Source organism: Rhizobium sp. CF122, from assembly GCF_000282035.1.
Taxonomy (GTDB): Bacteria; Pseudomonadota; Alphaproteobacteria; order Rhizobiales; family Rhizobiaceae; genus Rhizobium.
Genome location: NZ_AKKA01000109.1, coordinates 20,213 through 38,096 on the forward strand (window position 1 = coordinate 20,213; position 17,884 = coordinate 38,096).

Genomic DNA, 17,884 nt, shown 5'->3' on the forward strand with positions numbered 1-17,884 from the left:
ATCCAGGCCCACAAAGCTCTCGCGGTCCGGCACGCGCTCGGGTAACCTGGCATGGTTCGTGACGCCTTCCATCATCTTCACGTCATCTGTTTTTTGGCCGCAGACAAGGCGGTGCAGTTACGTGTGGCTCGCCCAGCAGACATAGTGCGGCCGTGATTGCCGCCGATCATGCCCAACATAGTGCGAAAGCCTCCCCGGCAGGCAGTGCCGTCGGATGTCGCGGAACTGTGGGCAATGCCACCGCTCGAAATGGAAAGGATCCTTTGGAGCGTGATGCTGTGCGCCGGGTATGCCGCGATGGAAAGGCTGCTTGAGTCGACAGAAAAAAATGTGCAGTTCATTCGTACTTTCCTCTTGGGCCCAGGAGCGAGGCAGCGTGACGTCTGAATGATGCAAGCGAACTGATTTCTGCGGTTCAGGGGGACAACCGTTCGCACGGCGGATGCGGGATCTCCAGCGCTTGTTCGGGTATATTTCGGCAAGCTGCCTGGGGCACTCGTTGTTCCTCCCAGTCGCAATTTAGCCCTTTCGACCTCTTTCCTCAACCGTCAGATGCACGATCCGTGAACGAGGTCGCTATACGGTGGTCTTATGTTGTCGTTCTGTACCTGGACACCGTCCTTGGCTGCTGAGACTGCTTCACGACCCGCGATCGGCGTCAACCTTGGAACGGCCCGAGAGCAGCGTTGCAATCCACATTCCAGACGGCGTACCGGCGCAATACACAATGAACGCGATCAGGATGGGCACACCGATGAAGGCACCCGAAATGCCCCACATGAAGCTCCAGAAAAACACCGAAAAAATTACGGAAAATGGGGATATTGCCAGCGACGCCCCGGTCAATCGTGGCTCCAGATAGCTGCCGATGATGAACTGGATAAAGTTGAGGCTGGCGAAAATGACGACCGCCGTCTGCCATGCTTCGAATTGGGCGATGGCAAACAGCGTCGGAAGCGCGGTCGCGACAAAGGGCCCGAGAAAAGGGATGTAGTTGAGCGCGAATGCGATCGCTCCCCAGGCTGGCGCAAGTTCTAGCCCCGCACCCAGCGCAAACAGCCAGACCACCAACCCGGTGAGGATACTCGCGAAGGTGCGAACGATCATGAAGCGGCGCAATTTTGCGCCAAGCACTCGATTGGCCGCCAAGATGCGCATTCCGTAAGGTTGTGCTGCGGGGGCGACGAGACGCGCATTGAAGTCTTCCACTTCGAGCAGGCCCAGCATGATGAAGATGAAGACCAGAGCCGCGAAACCGGCAAAGCTGTTTAACCGCCCAGCCATCCCCTGGACAAAACCAACCAGCCAGGCAACATCGAAGCGGTCGGCCAAGGGACCCGCGACAGCCAGGCCGTGCTCTTCCAGCCAGTTTGTCCAGTCAACATAGACGGCCTGGAAACGGTCGGCATTGACGAAGAGCCATTGCGCGAGCTTACCAAACCCCCAGGCAACCGATGATCCGATGACGACAATGGCGACCATGGTGACGCTCAGCGTGATCAGGAGCGCAAGAAGCTTTGGAAGAAAGCGCTGCAACGCGGCCTGACACGGCCAGACGAGCGCGATGACAAACAAGGAAAAGATGAGCGGTGCGAAGATCGATTGCGCGACATAAAGCAAAGCAAGCACAAGGATACCGGTTGCAACTGAACCGATCATGCGATTGCCGCCTGCTTCCTGCATACTTGCCCCTGGAACGTTGTTCTATCTTCCAGCCTCCGTCAGAACTGACGGGGAGTGGCATCGCGTGAGAATTCCCCAGGCCGGGGCCCATCGTTTTGGCGCGCACCAGCCTGCCTTCTGGCCAAATGCGCGCACTGCCCGACATGCTTGATCATTGTAAACAAACTAGCTGGCAGCGGCCGCCTTTTGCAATGCGTCGCGCAAGACCTGCTCTTTTGTTTCATCGAGAGAGGTCTTGAGCACGACGCCGCCAAAGGCTGATATCTCCTTCAAGACCTTGTCCGCTGTCATCTCCTGGATCAGCACGAACAAGGCGGCCTTGCCCGGATCAAGATTGGCGGCGAGCTCCTTCATGAAAGCATCGTTGATACCAACGTCGGTCAGAGCGCCGCCGATAGCGCCGGATGCCGTGCCCACCGCCACACCCAGAAGCGGATTGAGAAATAGAACACCGATCAGCAAACCCCAAAAGCTGCCCGATGCTGCGCCGGCAACCGTGGTGTTGACCAGCTGATTGAGTTTGATCTTGCCGCTGTCGTTCTTCGTCGCGATGACGGCATCTCCGACCTTGATCAGGTATTCCTTCTGCATCTCGAACAAGCGCTGACGCACTTCCTCGGCTTTGGCTTCACTCGGATAAACAATTGCAATCAAAGTAGACATGATCAATTCTCCTTTACTGGATGTGCTTGCACCAAATCGGAAACGCCGGTCATTCCCCCAATGCTTCACCGACACGACCACTTCCCGCCATGCGCGGGAAGTTGAAAAACGTGACATGGAGTCAATGGGATAAACGCATCTTTTGCGATCGCACGCGGCACTTCGCGTGCTTGATGCAGCCAAGCTTATCGATGACAAAAAATGCAACCCGGCTGAAACGGCATCGCCAAGATGTCGTGGCCGCGAAAAAATGCCCCTTTCATTCGTCGATCCATCTGTCTCGGTGGTCAACGCGAAAGGTAGAAGTCCTGAGTAAGAACTCAAGTGATGATGCTCCCTTAAATGCCCTGCTCAGCTTGCGCAGTCCTGCAGAACCCGAGGCGCAGTACTCGGCTGCGAACTATAGAGCGGTTCAAGAAGCGAAGTGATCAGCATAAAATCCCGCAACCATGCCCGCAGTCCAGATTTGGCAGTCTCTCGTGGAAGGGAACCCGATTTGTGCGAGATTGAAACGCCGTCGGTTTGTCACCTGAACGACACGCAACTCTGTTTTGAGCAAGGACACCCGGAATTCATCTACCGCGCCCGCTGCTCGTCGCTTAGAACCTTGACGTGGATCGCCTCATGCGTGCAGCCGGAGGAGTGATCTGAACCGATTGTCTTTGTTGTTCGCCAGATTGAACAGCTTGCCAGAGAATTAAACCGGGCCATGTCGTCAATGCGGTTGTCCGTCATCGTGATCATGTTGTTGGCGCTTGTCGGCTGTGGTGGGCCACGCGCGGTTCTTGGCCTTCCCATTGCATCGTCATCGGGATCGGAACCACGGGCAACCATTCCGATCTATGTCGCGACCACGCGCGCGCGATCCGGCAATCTTTCCCTGCCTTATTCCGCTGAGCGGTCGCAGACGCTGAATTTTGCGAAACTCGATATTGGAATTCCAAGGAACCACGTTCCTGGCCGCGTTGAGACAAGCGGGCGGGTTCCCGATCAAAGCCGGCATTTTTCGGCACGAACCTACCAAGCGGTCGCCGGGCGACAAGAGTTCATCCGGCAGCTGAACACCGCGCTGGCGCAGCGGGCGCCCGAAGATCGCGAGATCTTCATCTTCGTCCACGGTTACAACAACAATTTCGCCGACAGCGTCTTCCGCAATGCTCAGATCACCTACGACTACAACATCAAGTCGGTCTCGCTGCATTACGCCTGGCCATCCGGAGCCTCGATCCCTCTTTACGTCTTCGACCGCGACAGTGCCCTGATCGGTCGGCGAGGACTTGCCGAGACAATCGAGATCGCGGCGCAGACCAACGCAAAGAGAATAATCGTGGTCGGCCATTCGATGGGCGCCTACGTCGTCACCGAAGCCTTACGCGATCTGGCCCTGAGCGGACACACCAGCACCCTGAAGCGTTTGGGTGGCGTTGTTCTTGCCGCACCTGATATCGACGTCGACGTCTTCCTGAGCCAGCTTGACGATATTGGCGATATCCCGCGACCGTTCACAATCATTGTTTCGCAGCGCGACCGCGCGCTCGGGTTTTCCCGGCGACTGGCGGGCGGCCACCCACGTGTCGGCAGCGGCTCCGAGGTCGCTATCCTTCAGAAGAGAGAGATCGCGGTCATCGATGTCTCCAATATCGATGGCGGTCGCCACAACGTCTTTGCGAGCTCACCGACACTGATGGAGATCGTCAACAACGATGCCCTGATGCGCAGCGTTGTTAGAGAGGACCAGGGGCCGGTCGGCCAGACAATGCTCGCTAACGGCGCATCGGTGGTAGAGGGTGCCGCATCCCTGGTGATCTTTCTCCCAAGCCGTGTACTGAGTGGGCTCGCGCAGGCCTCCGCAGAACAATCGCGGAGATACGGGAGGGCAAGCGACTAAGGCTGGATTTCGCCTTATTGACGGCGCGCATTTGCTGGCGATCAGGCTGACAGAAGCCGTATCGGGACTAGAGCGCAAGAAGTTTGCCCGTTGCTGCTTTAGAAACAACACACCAAGCCCGCCTCGCAATGTGCTGGTGCATCACCCGCTGACGCGAATTGGCCCGGCGGCGGTTGCATGTTCGTCACCCGTCAGCGCGGGCAGGCGGCGATGTAGCGCCGACCGTTGCGATCCTGGAACTCGCATTGTCCCGGACGACCGGCCACGTTACCGATCACAGCACCGGAGGCTCCCCCGATCGCAGCGCCAACGGCCGCGCCACGCACGTTATTCGTCACGGCGCCACCAACCACCGCACCCGTTGCGGCACCTATACCGGCACCCTGCTGTGTCGGCGTGCAACTTGCAAGCGCCAGACCCGCCAGCGAACACATCAGCAATCTCTTCATCACTCGCCCCTTTGTGAGGTTCATCTAGCACCGAAGATCGCGGCATCAGCCTAAATGCGTCATTCGGACTATAGTGTCGCGCAAGAGTGTCTGTGATCGGCACAGAATCCCAAAACCAAGCTTTGGGTTCAAATCTCTTGGACAATCACAGCGCTAAACCAGTCTGCCGCCAGCATGAACCTGCTTTTACGAGCGAAGCTCAGGCTTTCCCGGATGAGCGTCACCGCAAGAGGCGGCGTGATGCGCGCCGGCTCAGAGGCGTGAAAATAGTCAACGCTCGGACAAAGCTGCCAGTGGCTCAACGATAGCGCCTACTTATGGCCCGTCACTGCCGGGCTGTAGACCAGAAGGCTCAGGATCTCGAACAGCACCTGAGCGCCCGCCTGCGCGGTGTTGGTGGTGCTGTCATACTGCGGGGCGACCTCGACGACATCGCCGCCGACGAAGTTGAGACCCTTCAGACCGCGCAAGAGTTCAAGTGCCTCACGGGTGGTCAGGCCGCCGATCTCGGGTGTACCGGTGCCGGGCGCAAAGGCCGGATCGAGACTGTCAATATCGAAGGACAGGTAGGTGGGGCCATCGCCGACGATCTGCCGCGCTTTCTCGATGATCGCGGGGATGCCCATCCCGTTGATTTCCTCTGCATGGATGACCGTCATCCCGGATTCGTAGGAGAACTCCCAGAGATATTCGGCAGGACCTCTAATTCCGATCTGGATCGTACGGGTCGGATCGAGAACGCCGTCGAGCACAGCGTTGCGCATCGGGCCGCCGTGATGGAATTTGGTCTGGTCGAATGGACCACCGGTATCACAATGGGCGTCGATATGGATCAGGCCGACGGGTTCCTTGGCGCCGACCGCCTTGAGGATTGGATGGGTTATGGAGTGGTCGCCGCCGACGGAGAGCGGAATGACACCCGCCTCTACGATCTTTCGGATCGCCGCCTCGATATTGTCGTGGCATTGCTCCAGGCGGTAGCGACTGCCAAACGGAATATCACCGATATCGGCTGCCCTGAGATCGTAGGCAGGAGCACAGTCGAGGGCGTGATTGTAGGGGCCGATCCGCTCGATGCTGCGCACGGCCCTCGGTCCAAATCGCGAGCCCGGCCGATTGCTGACGCCGAGATCCATCGGGATGCCGACTGCCGCAACTTGCAGGTCACCAAAATCGGGTGTGGCGAAATTGACCTCCTTGTAGGGCAAGCCTGCGAAGGTCGAAATGCCGGAATAGGGCGCGGCACGGGTGCCGCCCTTGAAGATCTTTTCGGCCACGCGCCGGAAGCGCGGGTCGAAGAACTCCGCGCTGTCTCCAAACTTCTTCCGCAGATCCTCTAGATGCTTCTTCAACTCGGCCATCGTCCTGTCCTTCATCCCAAATTGCTCGACAATATCACTGACAGGTGCAGCCCCTCTCGTGAAGGGCGGCACCCGATCGGCTGCTCTCAAGACCGTGGCGAGAGGTGCTCGTGAATGGCCAGCCACTCACCGGTTGGCTGCTTCTCGAAAACGATGGTCTCGCGCTCGATGCTCGTCGAGGGCTCGCCGTTGAAGCTTAGGTCGGTCTCGACGGAGTGGGTGAATATGGCGATGGGGCCGGCGATCTGAATATCTCTGTCGCTCGAACGGCAAGCGCTGACGCGAAAGCCGTCGCGCGTCTCCCAGAGGGCCCATTCGGCCTCGTACTCGGCGCGCGTGGCGAGCCGGCGGTCAAGATTGTGAAATATGAAGGTGGCATTGGGCGCGAATGCCGAGAAATAGCTGTCGCGATCGTGCCTGCCAAAGGCCTCGACGAGGCGGTCTGCCGCCGCAAGCACGGCATATTGCTGATGTTCCATCCCTTATGTTTCCTGCTATTGAATTTTTGGGCTGCTGATCAAAACGGCAAGCGGCCTGTTCTGCCGCGCCACACGCTCCTTGAGTGTCTCAAGTGTCATCGCTTCATCTTTGACGAACTCAAGGAACATCATGTTGAGATTGTTAAAGACCATCTGGCCCACTGCCACCGCGTCGATCCCCGGCATGACGGCACCGCGAAGCTGCAGTTTCTGGACCAGCATCGAAACCTGATCGCAGAGACGCCCGTCGAGTTCGGTGTATCGGCGACTGAACGGGCTTTCTGGCTGTTGGATGGACGTCGCCATGGCGGTGCGCCACATCTCCTTGCTGAGATAGACCAGCGAGTGATCGAAATATTGATCGATAAGCACCTGTAGTGCTTCCAATGTCGTTGGCGGTGGATTTTCGACGATTGCCTTGCCCGATTCCAGGACCTCTTCAACTTCCATGGACACCGTGGCGACGAGAATGTCTCCCTTGTTTTCATAGTAGTTGTAGAACGTGCCGACCGATACCTCCGCGCGCTCCGCTATGTCCTCGATCCGAGCACTGTCATAGCCAACCTCGCGAAACAGGCTCGCCGCCGCCTCCAATATGCGACGATTGCGATCGGCTTTCTGCTTGGCGCGCAGTCCCGTCATGTCTCACTCTCTCAAATAATGAATGCCCTCAAAAATCATATTGACTTAAAAAATGAACTCATTCAATCTTTTTTCATGAAGACGCCGGAACGAGCGTCACCGACCAGAGGGCAACATCATGACTGACTTTATTGAAGGCATATCTGTGCGCAGATTTTGGACCTCCGCCGCGACATTGGCGCTTGCTGCGGCGGCTGCTGCACTTACCTCTGCGCCAGTCCTGGCGCAGGAAGAGTTGAACGCGCTTGTCTGGTGCGACCACACCGATCCGGCATTGATTGAACCTTTCGAGAAGGCGAACAACGTCAAGGTCAACCTGAAGGAATACGAGGGCACCGGTGCCGGGCTCTCCATCATCGATCAGTCGCGTCCGGGAGATTGGGACGTGCTTGTTATCGATGGCGTCGACGTGCAGCGCGCTGTCGACAAGGACATCCTTGCGGAGATGCCAGCCGATGCGCTCCCGAACGCGGATATCTTCCCGGAAGTGCGCATGGAGGCCAACAATACACGCGACGGCAAGACCTACGCCGTCACCGAGAAGTTCGGGTACAATACCGTTTCCTACGACAAGACGAAGGTCGATCCGGCCGACATGAAGGACATGTCGAAGCTCTGGTCGGAGAAATACAAGGGCCGGATCGCCGTCTATGACTACTATCTGCCGATGATCGGTTTGACCGGGATTGATCTCGGCAAAGCGACGGCAAGCCTGACGGATGCCGATCTGCCGGCGATCAAGGACAAACTGTTCGCTCTTAAGGCCAACGCGAAGCAGGTCAGCGACGTTGTCTCGTCGCAGACGGCGCTTGCGACAGGTGAGGTCGATATTGTCTTCGGCGGCGGGGAATGGCTGACGGCTGGACTGGTGAAGGACAAGCCGAACCTCGACTGGACCATTCCGGAACAGGGCGCACTGCGCTGGGCGCAATCGATCGGCGTCATGAAGGATTCCACGAAAAAGGATCTTGCTTTGAAGTTCGTGCAATACATCGTCAGCCCCGAAGGGCAGGCGCGGCTTGCGACGTCTTCCTGCTACTGGGCGATGCCGGCGAACGCCAAGGCCGGCGAGCATCTGACCGGCGAACAGAAGACCGCTTTGCGCTGGAACGAGCAGGCTGACTATCTCAAGCGCACGCAACTTTATCCGATCCCAAGCGCGGAACTGGATGCGAAGATGCAGGACGCCTGGACCGAGATGCTGCAGAACTGACGGCTTCGTCTCTTGCGTCATGCCATCATCACGTACCTCTCCCTTATTGCCGGGAGAGGGCATTCGGAGGCTTGTCCGTGGCTGCTTTTCCTCTTGAAGATGCCGAACGCCGCAAAGGCTGGGGTTTTGTGGCTCCAGCCCTTGTCTGGACGATCGTCTTCTTCGTCGCCCCTTTTCTCTTCATGGCGGCCATGAGCCTGTGGGCGCAGCAGGGCGGATCGATCGTCCGCGTCTGGAACCTTGGCAACTACATCGCCTTCTTCGAGAAGGACGCGCTGTTCCGCGGGCTGACGAATTCGTTGGAAATTACCGCCATCGTGACGGTTCTCTCGATCCTGCTTGCCTATCCTCTGGCCTGGATCATCGCCGAGCAGGTGCCGCAAAAATATCAACGAACGGTGTTGATTCTTGCGATCCTGCCGTTCTGGACCTCCTACGTCGTTCGATCCTATTCCTGGCTGCTCGTGCTGTCGCGCAATGGCGTAATCAATCAGACCCTGATGAATATGGGCGTCATCAGCGAGCCGCTTGAGCTCGCCAGCAACCGCACGGCAACGGTGATCGGCTTCGTCCATTTCTTCGTCATGCTTCTCACCCTGACGATTTATGCCAATCTTGTGCAGCTCTCGCCGAACTATCGCCGCGCGGCAGCCGACCTCGGAGCGAATGCTTTTCAGACCTTCTGGCATGTCATTCTGCCGCTGACCATGCCGGGGATCATGACAGGTGCGTTCCTCACCTTCGTGCTCTGCATCGGTGACTATGTCACGCCGCAGATTCTCGGAGGCAACAATGAGCTTGTCCTGCCGCAGATCATCATGCTGCAGCTCGGCCGACGCGCGGATTTCCCGATGGCCGCAGCGCTTTCGATCATCCTCATGCTCGCGGTTACCGCCGCCTACGTCGCCTGCGCGCGCTGGCTGAAAATCGAGAGGACGTAATGACGCGCGATAGGCTCACAAACATCGCCACCAGCGTCTACGCCGTCGTGATCTTCGGCTTCATCTTCCTGCCGGTTATTGTGCTGGTGCTGTTTTCCTTCCAGGATGGACGCCTGCCAGTGCCGCCGTTCAATGGATTTTCCCTGCAATGGTATGAAGCCGTCTTCGCCGATCGCAAGCTGATGTCCGCGCTGCTGCACTCCTTCCTGGTGGCAACGTTATCGTCTCTCGTTGCCTGCCTTCTCGGATTTCTGGCGGCCTATGCGCTCGCGCGCTTCAAGCTGCCGGGCTCGGCTTGGCAACGCGGACTGCTCATCGCGCCGATGACGGTCAGCTACCTTATCATCGCGCTTGGGCTACTGACCGTCCTCAACGTGCTGGGCATCGGTCTTTCGCTCTGGACCGTGGGCATCGGTCACGTGGTGATCAATCTGCCGCTCTGCTTTGCGATCATCTATTCGTCGATGGGCGACCACCATATCAACATCGAGCGCGCAGCGCGCGATCTCGGCGCCAGCGACATCAAGGTCATGGTTCTCGTGACCGCGCCAATGCTGCTGCCGTCGCTGCTCGCCTCTTTCTTCCTGTCGATGACGTTCAGCTGGGATGAGTTCATCATCGCTTTCTTGCTGTCGCGCTTCGACGTGACGCTGCCTGTCGAGATCTGGAGCCTGCTTCGCTCCGGTCTCAATCCCAAGACCAATGCCATCGGATCACTGGTGTTTCTCGTTTCAGTCACTTTGCTGATCGTGTTGGAACTGTTCCTGTTTGGAAGGACAAAGAAATCATGACCGCGCCGGTTTCAATCGAGAACGCGACGAAGACCTTCGGCAGCTTTACCGCGCTGGACGACGTTTCCCTCGACATCAATGCGGGCGAATTCATCGTCCTGCTCGGGCCCTCCGGCTGCGGCAAGACCACGCTCCTGTCCATCCTCGGAGGCTTCCTGTCGCCGACCAAAGGGCGGATTGCGATCGGCGGCAAGGAGATGACCAACGTGCCGCCGGCAAAGCGTCCGACGACGACGATGTTTCAAGACTACGCGCTTTTCCCGCATATGAAGCTCAAAGACAATGTCGGATTCGGCCTCAGAATGCGCGGTGTCGGCAAGGCGGAGCGCGAGGAGCGCGCGAAGGGATTCCTTGACCTTGTGGGCCTCAAGTCCTCCGCCGACAAGAAGCCGCACGAGCTATCGGGTGGTCAGCGCCAGCGCGTGGCGCTCGCCCGGGCTCTGGCTGTCGATCCCGACGTGCTGCTGCTCGACGAACCGCTCGGCGCGCTGGATCTCAAGCTTCGCCGACAGATGCAGGACGAGTTGAAAGCAATCCAGAAACGCGTCGGCACAACCTTCGTTCACGTCACCCACGATCAGGAAGAGGCAATGGCAATCGCCGACCGGATCGTGGTGATGAATCAAGGGAAAATCGAAGACTTTGGCCCACCGTCCGAAATCTACATGCATCCCCGCTCACTCTTTGCAGCCGGCTTCATGGGTGAGGTGAACTTCGTTCCCGGCACGCTCACAGATGTTGACAGCACCCAAGCAATCGTCGAGACGACGCTGGGGAAGGTCGCATTGCCGAAAGCCTGCTTCACGGCAGGCTTGCCGTCCGTCGGGCAGGCGACGACACTTTGCATCAGGCCAGAACATTTCCGCCGGGCCGGCGAGGGGGGTGGCCCGGTCACTGCGCTGGGCCAGGCCACGGTTGCCGGCAGCGCCTTCTTCGGAACGCATTATCGCTGCCATCTGACGCCCGCCGGCGCTCCCGAAACGAGCATCGTCGCGCACATGCCGCAATCGGCGGCGGTGATAGCAGGTCAAGCGGTCACGCTCGCTGTCAATGTCAGCGATATCGTAGCCTTGCCGTCGAAACAGGCATAGGCTGAGACCATGGAACGTGTCGCCCCGGACAAATGGTACGAAGTGAAACGGCTGGCGGACGACGTCACCCTTATTTCTGAGCCCTTCATCCAGGAATTCTACCGATGCAACATCTGGCACGTGCGCGGGCGCGATCGCGATATGCTTGTTGACAGCGGTATGGGCGTCGTGTCGCTGCGCGAATGGGTGCCTCTCGTCACCGAGCGCGATCTGATCGCGGTCGCTAGCCACACCCATTTCGACCATATCGGCTGCCATCACGAGTTCGAGTGCCGGGCGGTCCACTCAGCCGAGGCCGACCATAATCGATCTCGGCGACCGGTCCTTCGAGGTCATCCATACGCCCGGCCACTCGCCGGGCGGTATCGCTCTTTGGGAAGCGCAGACGGAAACGCTTCTTTCCGGCGATATACTCTATGACGGGCCGCTGATCGAGGACAGCTACCATTCCAACGCTGCCGATTATCTCGCCTCGATGGAGCGGCTTTTGACCATGCCGGCCCGCGTCGTGCATGGCGGACATTTTCCAAGCTTCAGCGGCGAGCGATACCGCCAGTTGATCACGGATTGGCTGAACGAAAAACGGAAGTAGATCTGACGGGAGTGACGATATGCTCGACAAGCGCAAATTCTACATCAATGGTGAGTGGGTAGCGCCGCTGGCGGCGAATGATCTCGAAGTCATCAATCCGGCTACCGAAAAGCCGGTTGCGGCGATTTCGATGGGTACAGCCGCCGATATCGACCGTGCGGTAGCGGCTGCGAAGAAGGCGTTTGCGACCTACAGCCGCACAAGCGTCGAGGAACGCCTGGCGCTGCTCGAAAGGCTGCTTGAGATCTACAAGCGCCGCTACGAGGAGATGGCGCAGACGATCACACTCGAGCTCGGCGCGCCGATCACCATGAGCCGCGAACAGCAAGCCGACGTCGGCGTCGGTCACCTGCAGGGTTTCATCGATGCCCTGAAGCGCCTGAAGATTCGCGACACGCTGCCGAACGGCGACGTGCTGCTGCGCGAGCCGATCGGCGTCTGTGGGCTGATCACCCCCTGGAACTGGCCAATCAACCAGATTGCACTGAAGGTGGTTCCGGCACTTGCGACAGGCTCGACCTGTGTGCTGAAGCCTTCGGAGTTTACACCGCTCAATGCCATGCTCTACGCAGAAATGATCCATGAGGCCGGTTTCCCGGCTGGCACCTTCAACCTCGTCAACGGCGACGGCGTCAATGTCGGCGCCGCGCTTTCGAGGCACAGGGACGTCGATATGATGTCCTTCACCGGCTCGACACGCGCCGGCATTGCCGTCAGCAAGGACGCGGCAGACACAGTCAAACGCGTAACCTTGGAGCTTGGCGGCAAGTCTCCCAACATTGTCTTCGAGGACGCCGATCTCGAGGACCGCATCACGGGAAGCGTCCTTGAATGCTTCAACAATTCCGGCCAATCCTGCGATGCGCCGACCCGCCTCCTCGTTCAGAGATCGGTCTACGACAAGGTCGTCGAGATTGCCGAGCGTGTCGGCCGCGAAGTCAAGGTCGGCAATCCCGAAGAAGAAGGTGTCCACATCGGCCCGCTTGTCAGCGATGTCCAATTTGGTCGCGTGCAGGCACTGATCAAGGCGGGCATTTCCGAGGGTGCACGCGTTCTCGTCGGCGGAGCCGGCAAGCCCGAAGGCTTTGAGACAGGCTACTTCGTCAAGCCAACCATCTTCGCCGATGTCAACAATGACATGCGGGTCGCTCGTGAGGAGGTATTCGGGCCAGTGCTGGCCATCATGCAATTCGACACGGAAGACGAGGCAATCACGATCGCCAACGATACCAGCTATGGACTGGCTGCCTATGTTCAGAGCGGTGACCCTGCTCGCGCCGAGCGCGTAGCGACAAGACTGCGCGCCGGAATGGTCCACATCAACGGCGCCCCGCATCGCTATGGAAGCCCGTTCGGCGGCTACAAGCAATCGGGCAACGGGCGAGAAGGCGGAATGTTCGGACTGGAGGATTTTATGGAAGTGAAGACACTCCACCGTCCCGATGCTGCCTGATCGAAGTGTATGTCGTGTCCAACAAGCATTGCCCAGCGCCATATCTGGGCATTGAATTCAATAACCTTTTCATTTTCGGCCAACCACCGGGAGCGATCTGCACGACGCAAATTCGGCCGACCAGATTATCACGGTCGCGTCACGGCGGGTGGTTCTCTGCCAGACGCCTCGGGTCCGACCGGAGTTCTTAAAGGCTCTTGGCGTGGGCGAAGTCGGCTGCCATTTCGACCGTCGAGCTGAAAGTCACAGCGTTGTCGTTTTTCCCGGATCGCCGCAGCGCTTTTCCCACACGAGTAGCCCTGCCTGATTCACGAAATTCGACCTCATTGAGTGGAATCTTGGGCTAAAGGCGAGCTGTTGATTGAAGCCCAGGAGGCAGCGCACCGGCGTCGCATCAGCCCCCATTTTGCGACGTTGCGAAGATCCGATAATAAATTGTCACTTTAATCGGGAGATTTGCGACAACACGAGGCCTAAAACGCGTTTCAGGTCGAAGAGCGATGCCCATAAGATCAGGATCATCTCGTCGATTCACTCTGTCTTTCATGCCCGGTTCTCATGCCTTTCATTCCACTTTCTTTTGTCGTCGCCCTGCTGTTGCTTATCCTGTTTGTCGCCATGGTGAGGACCGGCGACGATGGAAACTCGCGTAACCTCCCCTTCCTTGCGCTGATCCTGTTGAGTGCTTTCCAGGCATTCCTCTCGGGGCTGCGCTGGGGGTACGGCATTGTTGAAGTGATGTATGTCGCGCCCGTGGGCGCAGCGCTCGTGCCGCCGCTCGTCTATTGCGGTGTAGCCAAGCTGGTGCGCAAAAGCGGATTCTCTCATCATTTACGTCTCGGCCTGCACGCAATTCCCGCCGTTGCTGTCATCTTGCTGCTGACAACAACGGCATGGCGAGGCGCAATTGATGTGGTTCTACCGACGATCTTCGTAGGCTATGCCGGAGCGATCCTGCATCTCATGCGGTTGGGGCCAGACGCGCTGCAAAGGACTCCATTCGAAAGTGCAGCTCCGGTTTATCGGGCGCTTGTCTTTGCCGCATTGGCATTGCTTCTGTCGGCAGGGCTAGACCTGTTTGTGTTCCTTGATTTTTCATGGACGCAGGGCAGACACGCTCCAGCTATGGTAGCGATCGGCAACCTCATTGCATTGATCGTCCTCTCGATCGCGGCCGCTGTGGTGGTTCAGGGTAGAGAGCCTTCCGAGATGGACACTGCGGCCCCGCATATCGACGACATGGGTGACAAGGAGACACTCGCCGCTATACGGTTGCTGATGGAGACGAAGCGTTCGTACCGCGACCCGGACCTCAATCTTGATCGGCTGGCGCGCAAAGCGATTATTCCGGCGCGGCAAATTTCGACAGCGATCAACCGGGCAGCCGGCAAAAACGTCTCGCAATACGTCAACGAGTTTCGTGTTGCGGAAGCATGCCGGCTGCTGGAGGAAACAGAAAAATCTGTGACCGAAATCATGCTCGCAGTGGGTTTCCAGACCAAATCCAATTTCAATCGCGAGTTTCGCCGCATCACCGACATAACGCCTGTTCAGTGGCGACAGAGCCGGGCAAATCTAAGCTGAGCCGGCTTTTTTAACGTACGAAATCGCGATTCAGCACGATCAAGAACGTGTTCGAGGTCGAGTTCAGGACATGAAGCCGGCTTTGGTGGCGACATGAACACGCTCACCGAACACGATCGCAAACTCGCCGAAACGCTCAAGTCTCTTTCTCTGGAGTCACTGGCAGGCGCGCCGAAACCACGCCGGAAGGTTATCCGCTGGATTGTCGGCGCTTTGCTTGCGGCCGCCACTCCCGTCATCCTTGCGCTGGTCTCGCCGGGTTCGGTGAATGACATGAAGATAGCACTTCTAGGTCGGTCTGAGCCGCCCAAACTGGACCAGGCGGACCCAGCAACTGAACTACGCGCGACCTCAGAGCGTGACAATCTACCGCCAACTTCGAGAACATCTGAAGCAGCCGCGCGTGAGATGACCGGCTCGGGGTATGTCGTCGCACCACGTTGGACTACCGTCTTTTCCAAGTATGAGGGCAAGATCAAAGGAATTGCTGTTGAAGTCGGCGATCAGGTTCAAGTTGGTCAGATACTCGCCATTCTAGAAAACGCCAGCGCCCGATTGGCACTTGAGCAAGCAAAGGCGGCGAAGGTTTCAACCGATCTGGTGCTTGCCGCAAGGGAAATCGCATTAGCGCAGACTACGGCCTCGTTTCGACGTACCGAAGCTTTGGCGAAACGTGATGCAGTATCCACAAAAGACCTGGAGGACGCACAAACGACCTGGAAGACTGCCCTGAACAATGTCGAGCAGGGCCGCCAGGACGTTATCCGAGCTGATCTCACGATCCGTGTTGCCCAGGAGCAGGTGGACGAACTGGTTATTCGTGCGCCCTTTGCCGGAACTGTGACTAGGCTCAATGTTCACATTGGCGACACTGTTCTGGCGCGCGCTGACAGCGTTCGGGAAAGCCAAAGCATTTTGGCGCTCACGGATGCCACCAACATGGTGATCGACGCCGACATAGCCGAAACAAATGTCTCCCTGCTCCGACCCGGCTTACATGGTGAGGCGGTACTCGACGGCTTTCCCGGTCGGCCTTTTGGCGTCGAACTACAACGGATAGCGCCAACTGCGTCGGCTGAGAAAGGCACGATCGGGCTTCGGCTTTCTCTCATTAACCCGCCTATCGGCATACGGCCCAACATGGCAGCGCGCATCCGTATCATCTCCCCCGAGATTCAAAGTCAAATTGGAGAAGCCTCGCTATGACCGACCGCCACGCAGAAGAGCGATATATCATTTTGAAAGACGTGCAGAAGGGATACAGGATCGGAAGCGAAGCCATCCCGATCTTCGTCAACCTCAATCTGGAAATTCCCCGTGGTGATTTCGTCGCCATCATGGGGCCATCCGGATCAGGAAAATCGACGCTGCTCAACATGCTGGCCGGCGTTGAGAGCCCTGATGCGGGCGAGATCAACATTGGCAACGCCAGGCTCGATCGGATGGGGGAGACGGCACGATCAGCGTGGCGAGCACATCACATGGGCATCGTCTTTCAGTTCTACAATTTGTTGCCGATGCTCAATGCAGCAGAGAATGTCGAACTACCGCTTTTGCTGAAGCCGATTTCGGCGAGAGAGCGGCGCATTCGCGCCGGCAAGGTTCTCGACCTGGTCGGTCTCGCCGGACGTGAGAAGCAATATCCAGCGCTGATGTCCGGTGGCCAGCAGCAACGTGTCGGCATAGCGCGCGCAATCGCGGCCGATCCCGATCTTTTGCTCTGTGATGAGCCGACCGGCGATCTCGACCGGAAATCCGCAGACGATGTTCTCGATATGCTCCGTCTTCTCAACCAGGAACTCGGAAAGACGATTGTGATGGTGACCCATGATCCGCAGGCCGCACTTAATGCGCGCCGAACCCTGCATCTCGACAAGGGGCGTTTCATTGAAGAGAAGAGGGACGCTTGATGAACTTGCTCCATCTTGCTCGAAGGAACGCCTGGCGAAAGCCGCTGCGTACTCTCCTCCTGATTTTCTGCGTGACGGTTGCCTTTCTGATCTACGGACTGACCGCGAGCTTCCTGAACGGAGCACAAGGCTCGGCAGGCGCCAGCGACGATCTTCTCGGGGTGATGAACGCGGCAGGACGCACGCAGCCCCTACCAATGGCCTATATGACGCGCATTGCATCAGAGCCGGGTGTGGCCTCGGTCGCCTACATGACGCGGCTGCGAGGCTACGTAAATGTCGAGAAAAACGTGGTGGCCATAAGCGCCGTTGAGCCCGGCCTGATAGCCAAGGTCAATGGGAAGGAGCTTGGTCTCACCCAGGAATTGGTTAGCGCTCTCGGCCAGGCGCGAGACCGGGTGCTGGTCGGTCGAGCCTTGGCGGAAGCGCAAGGCTGGTCGGTCGGACAGCGCATCACCGTCACGGCGTTTCAGACAGCGCGGAAAGATGGCAGTCGCGACTGGCGGTTCGAGGTCGCCGGTATCTTCGAGGGCGAAAGCGCCAACACCGACACCTATTTCATGCTTGCCAGTTACGATTTTATAAACGCGGCCCGGGCGCGGGGCGAAGATACGGTGGATGCCTTTGTCGTGCAGCCGGCAGACCGCGTGTCTCCCGGCGTCCTCGCCGCGCGCATAGATGCCCTGTTCGCCAATTCACCAACCCCGACGCGCACACAATCGGAAAAGCAATTCCTGGAAGCCTTCCTGCGTCAATACGCCGATGTCGGCTTGATCATCAATCTGGTTGTCAGCGCGGCCTTCGTTACGCTGCTGATGATCGTCATCAACACTATGGTCTTTGCAGTGCGCGAACGCACCTTCGAGATCGGTGTGCTGAAGACACTGGGCTTCTCACGAGGACGAATCCTGACGCTCGTTCTTGGCGAGACGCTGTTCATTTTCGCAGTCGGCGGCACTCTCGGTCTCATCCTGGCAAAGATGGCCGCTGTTCTGGCCGGACCAGCACTCGGCCTCGTCTTCTCAATGGCGGTGCTCGCCAAGGCTGTTTTATTCATAGTCGTGCTGGGTCTCATCACCGGCCTGATGCCGGCAATAAATGCCATGCGCACACCGATCACCACAGCCTTCAAAGCGAGATAAAC

Annotated in this window: 16 protein-coding genes and 1 pseudogene; 11 read left to right on the forward strand and 6 right to left on the reverse strand. The window is 58.2% G+C overall.

Going from position 1 to position 17,884, the window contains the following annotated elements; genetic code table 11:
* Nucleotides 1-639 precede the first annotated feature (639 nt).
* Nucleotides 640-1,659, reverse strand: a complete 1,020-nt coding sequence (locus PMI09_RS26245) for an AI-2E family transporter (RefSeq protein WP_193385426.1) — start codon at nt 1,657-1,659, stop codon at nt 640-642.
* Between the two features lie 189 nt (nt 1,660-1,848).
* A complete protein-coding gene (locus PMI09_RS26250) occupies nt 1,849-2,346 on the reverse strand; it encodes a DUF1269 domain-containing protein (RefSeq protein ID WP_007801503.1) in 498 nt (165 codons plus the stop codon).
* Nucleotides 2,347-3,055: 709 nt separating this feature from the next.
* On the opposite strand from PMI09_RS26250, the gene PMI09_RS26255 reads away from it, so the two are divergent.
* Nucleotides 3,056-4,234 (forward strand): alpha/beta hydrolase, encoded by a 1,179-nt coding sequence (locus PMI09_RS26255; protein WP_007801505.1) that lies wholly within the window; start codon nt 3,056-3,058, stop codon nt 4,232-4,234.
* A gap of 191 nt (nt 4,235-4,425) precedes the next feature.
* On the opposite strand, the gene PMI09_RS26260 is transcribed toward PMI09_RS26255, so the two are convergent.
* The 4 genes from PMI09_RS26260 to PMI09_RS26275 form a co-directional block, all read right to left on the reverse strand.
* Nucleotides 4,426-4,683 carry a glycine zipper domain-containing protein gene (locus PMI09_RS26260; protein WP_007801507.1) on the reverse strand — a complete coding sequence of 86 codons (258 nt, stop codon included), beginning with the start codon at nt 4,681-4,683 and terminating at the stop codon, nt 4,426-4,428.
* 311 nt (nt 4,684-4,994) lie between these two features.
* Nucleotides 4,995-6,044: an agmatinase gene (gene speB, locus PMI09_RS26265; RefSeq protein ID WP_007801509.1), complete on the reverse strand. Its 1,050-nt coding sequence runs from the start codon at nt 6,042-6,044 to the stop codon at nt 4,995-4,997.
* Between the two features lie 86 nt (nt 6,045-6,130).
* Nucleotides 6,131-6,523 (reverse strand): YybH family protein, encoded by a 393-nt coding sequence (locus PMI09_RS26270; RefSeq protein ID WP_007801511.1) that lies wholly within the window; start codon nt 6,521-6,523, stop codon nt 6,131-6,133.
* Nucleotides 6,524-6,538: 15 nt separating this feature from the next.
* Nucleotides 6,539-7,165 carry a TetR/AcrR family transcriptional regulator gene (locus tag PMI09_RS26275; RefSeq protein ID WP_007801513.1) on the reverse strand — a complete coding sequence of 209 codons (627 nt, stop codon included), beginning with the start codon at nt 7,163-7,165 and terminating at the stop codon, nt 6,539-6,541.
* Between the two features lie 118 nt (nt 7,166-7,283).
* Between PMI09_RS26275 and PMI09_RS26280 the strand changes: the two genes are divergently transcribed.
* The 10 genes and pseudogenes from PMI09_RS26280 (at nt 7,284) to PMI09_RS26325 (ending at nt 17,882) form a co-directional block, all read left to right on the forward strand.
* On the forward strand, nt 7,284-8,378 hold the full coding sequence (locus PMI09_RS26280) for a polyamine ABC transporter substrate-binding protein (protein WP_007801515.1): 1,095 nt from the start codon (nt 7,284-7,286) through the stop codon (nt 8,376-8,378).
* Nucleotides 8,379-8,455: 77 nt separating this feature from the next.
* Entirely contained in the window at nt 8,456-9,319 is an 864-nt protein-coding gene (locus tag PMI09_RS26285; protein ID WP_007801518.1) for an ABC transporter permease, read from the forward strand.
* Complete coding sequence (locus PMI09_RS26290; RefSeq protein WP_007801520.1) at nt 9,319-10,110, forward strand: ABC transporter permease; 792 nt, start codon at nt 9,319-9,321, stop codon at nt 10,108-10,110. Before PMI09_RS26285 ends, PMI09_RS26290 begins: the two co-directional genes overlap by 1 nt.
* The gene (locus PMI09_RS32895) at nt 10,107-11,201 is read left to right on the forward strand and encodes an ABC transporter ATP-binding protein (protein ID WP_007801522.1); all 1,095 of its coding nucleotides are present in this window, start codon (nt 10,107-10,109) and stop codon (nt 11,199-11,201) included. Before PMI09_RS26290 ends, PMI09_RS32895 begins: the two co-directional genes overlap by 4 nt.
* Before the next feature lie 9 nt (nt 11,202-11,210).
* Nucleotides 11,211-11,793, forward strand: a pseudogene (locus PMI09_RS26300) (MBL fold metallo-hydrolase).
* 19 nt (nt 11,794-11,812) lie between these two features.
* Nucleotides 11,813-13,246 carry an aldehyde dehydrogenase family protein gene (locus tag PMI09_RS26305; RefSeq protein WP_007801527.1) on the forward strand — a complete coding sequence of 478 codons (1,434 nt, stop codon included), beginning with the start codon at nt 11,813-11,815 and terminating at the stop codon, nt 13,244-13,246.
* Between the two features lie 558 nt (nt 13,247-13,804).
* Nucleotides 13,805-14,830: a helix-turn-helix domain-containing protein gene (locus PMI09_RS26310; RefSeq protein ID WP_007801529.1), complete on the forward strand. Its 1,026-nt coding sequence runs from the start codon at nt 13,805-13,807 to the stop codon at nt 14,828-14,830.
* A gap of 93 nt (nt 14,831-14,923) precedes the next feature.
* On the forward strand, nt 14,924-16,036 hold the full coding sequence (locus tag PMI09_RS26315; RefSeq protein WP_007801531.1) for an efflux RND transporter periplasmic adaptor subunit: 1,113 nt from the start codon (nt 14,924-14,926) through the stop codon (nt 16,034-16,036).
* On the forward strand, nt 16,033-16,740 hold the full coding sequence (locus tag PMI09_RS26320) for an ABC transporter ATP-binding protein (protein ID WP_007801533.1): 708 nt from the start codon (nt 16,033-16,035) through the stop codon (nt 16,738-16,740). Before PMI09_RS26315 ends, PMI09_RS26320 begins: the two co-directional genes overlap by 4 nt.
* On the forward strand, nt 16,740-17,882 hold the full coding sequence (locus PMI09_RS26325; protein WP_007801535.1) for an ABC transporter permease: 1,143 nt from the start codon (nt 16,740-16,742) through the stop codon (nt 17,880-17,882). Before PMI09_RS26320 ends, PMI09_RS26325 begins: the two co-directional genes overlap by 1 nt.
* Nucleotides 17,883-17,884 lie beyond the last annotated feature (2 nt).

What these genes read in the sequence shown, in the direction of transcription:
- PMI09_RS26290 (WP_007801520.1), top strand. Translation starts at nt 9,319, where the DNA reads ATGACGCGCGATAGGCTCACAAACATCGCCACCAGCGTCTACGCCGTC.
- PMI09_RS26245 (WP_193385426.1), bottom strand. Translation starts at nt 1,659, where the DNA reads ATGATCGGTTCAGTTGCAACCGGTATCCTTGTGCTTGCTTTGCTTTAT.
- PMI09_RS26250 (WP_007801503.1), bottom strand. Translation starts at nt 2,346, where the DNA reads ATGTCTACTTTGATTGCAATTGTTTATCCGAGTGAAGCCAAAGCCGAG.
- PMI09_RS26320 (WP_007801533.1), top strand. Translation starts at nt 16,033, where the DNA reads ATGACCGACCGCCACGCAGAAGAGCGATATATCATTTTGAAAGACGTG.
- PMI09_RS26275 (WP_007801513.1), bottom strand. Translation starts at nt 7,165, where the DNA reads ATGACGGGACTGCGCGCCAAGCAGAAAGCCGATCGCAATCGTCGCATA.
- PMI09_RS26325 (WP_007801535.1), top strand. Translation starts at nt 16,740, where the DNA reads ATGAACTTGCTCCATCTTGCTCGAAGGAACGCCTGGCGAAAGCCGCTG.
- PMI09_RS26305 (WP_007801527.1), top strand. Translation starts at nt 11,813, where the DNA reads ATGCTCGACAAGCGCAAATTCTACATCAATGGTGAGTGGGTAGCGCCG.
- PMI09_RS26310 (WP_007801529.1), top strand. Translation starts at nt 13,805, where the DNA reads ATGCCTTTCATTCCACTTTCTTTTGTCGTCGCCCTGCTGTTGCTTATC.
- speB (WP_007801509.1), bottom strand. Translation starts at nt 6,044, where the DNA reads ATGGCCGAGTTGAAGAAGCATCTAGAGGATCTGCGGAAGAAGTTTGGA.
- PMI09_RS26315 (WP_007801531.1), top strand. Translation starts at nt 14,924, where the DNA reads ATGAACACGCTCACCGAACACGATCGCAAACTCGCCGAAACGCTCAAG.
- PMI09_RS26270 (WP_007801511.1), bottom strand. Translation starts at nt 6,523, where the DNA reads ATGGAACATCAGCAATATGCCGTGCTTGCGGCGGCAGACCGCCTCGTC.
- PMI09_RS26260 (WP_007801507.1), bottom strand. Translation starts at nt 4,683, where the DNA reads ATGAAGAGATTGCTGATGTGTTCGCTGGCGGGTCTGGCGCTTGCAAGT.
- PMI09_RS26255 (WP_007801505.1), top strand. Translation starts at nt 3,056, where the DNA reads ATGTCGTCAATGCGGTTGTCCGTCATCGTGATCATGTTGTTGGCGCTT.
- PMI09_RS26280 (WP_007801515.1), top strand. Translation starts at nt 7,284, where the DNA reads ATGACTGACTTTATTGAAGGCATATCTGTGCGCAGATTTTGGACCTCC.
- PMI09_RS32895 (WP_007801522.1), top strand. Translation starts at nt 10,107, where the DNA reads ATGACCGCGCCGGTTTCAATCGAGAACGCGACGAAGACCTTCGGCAGC.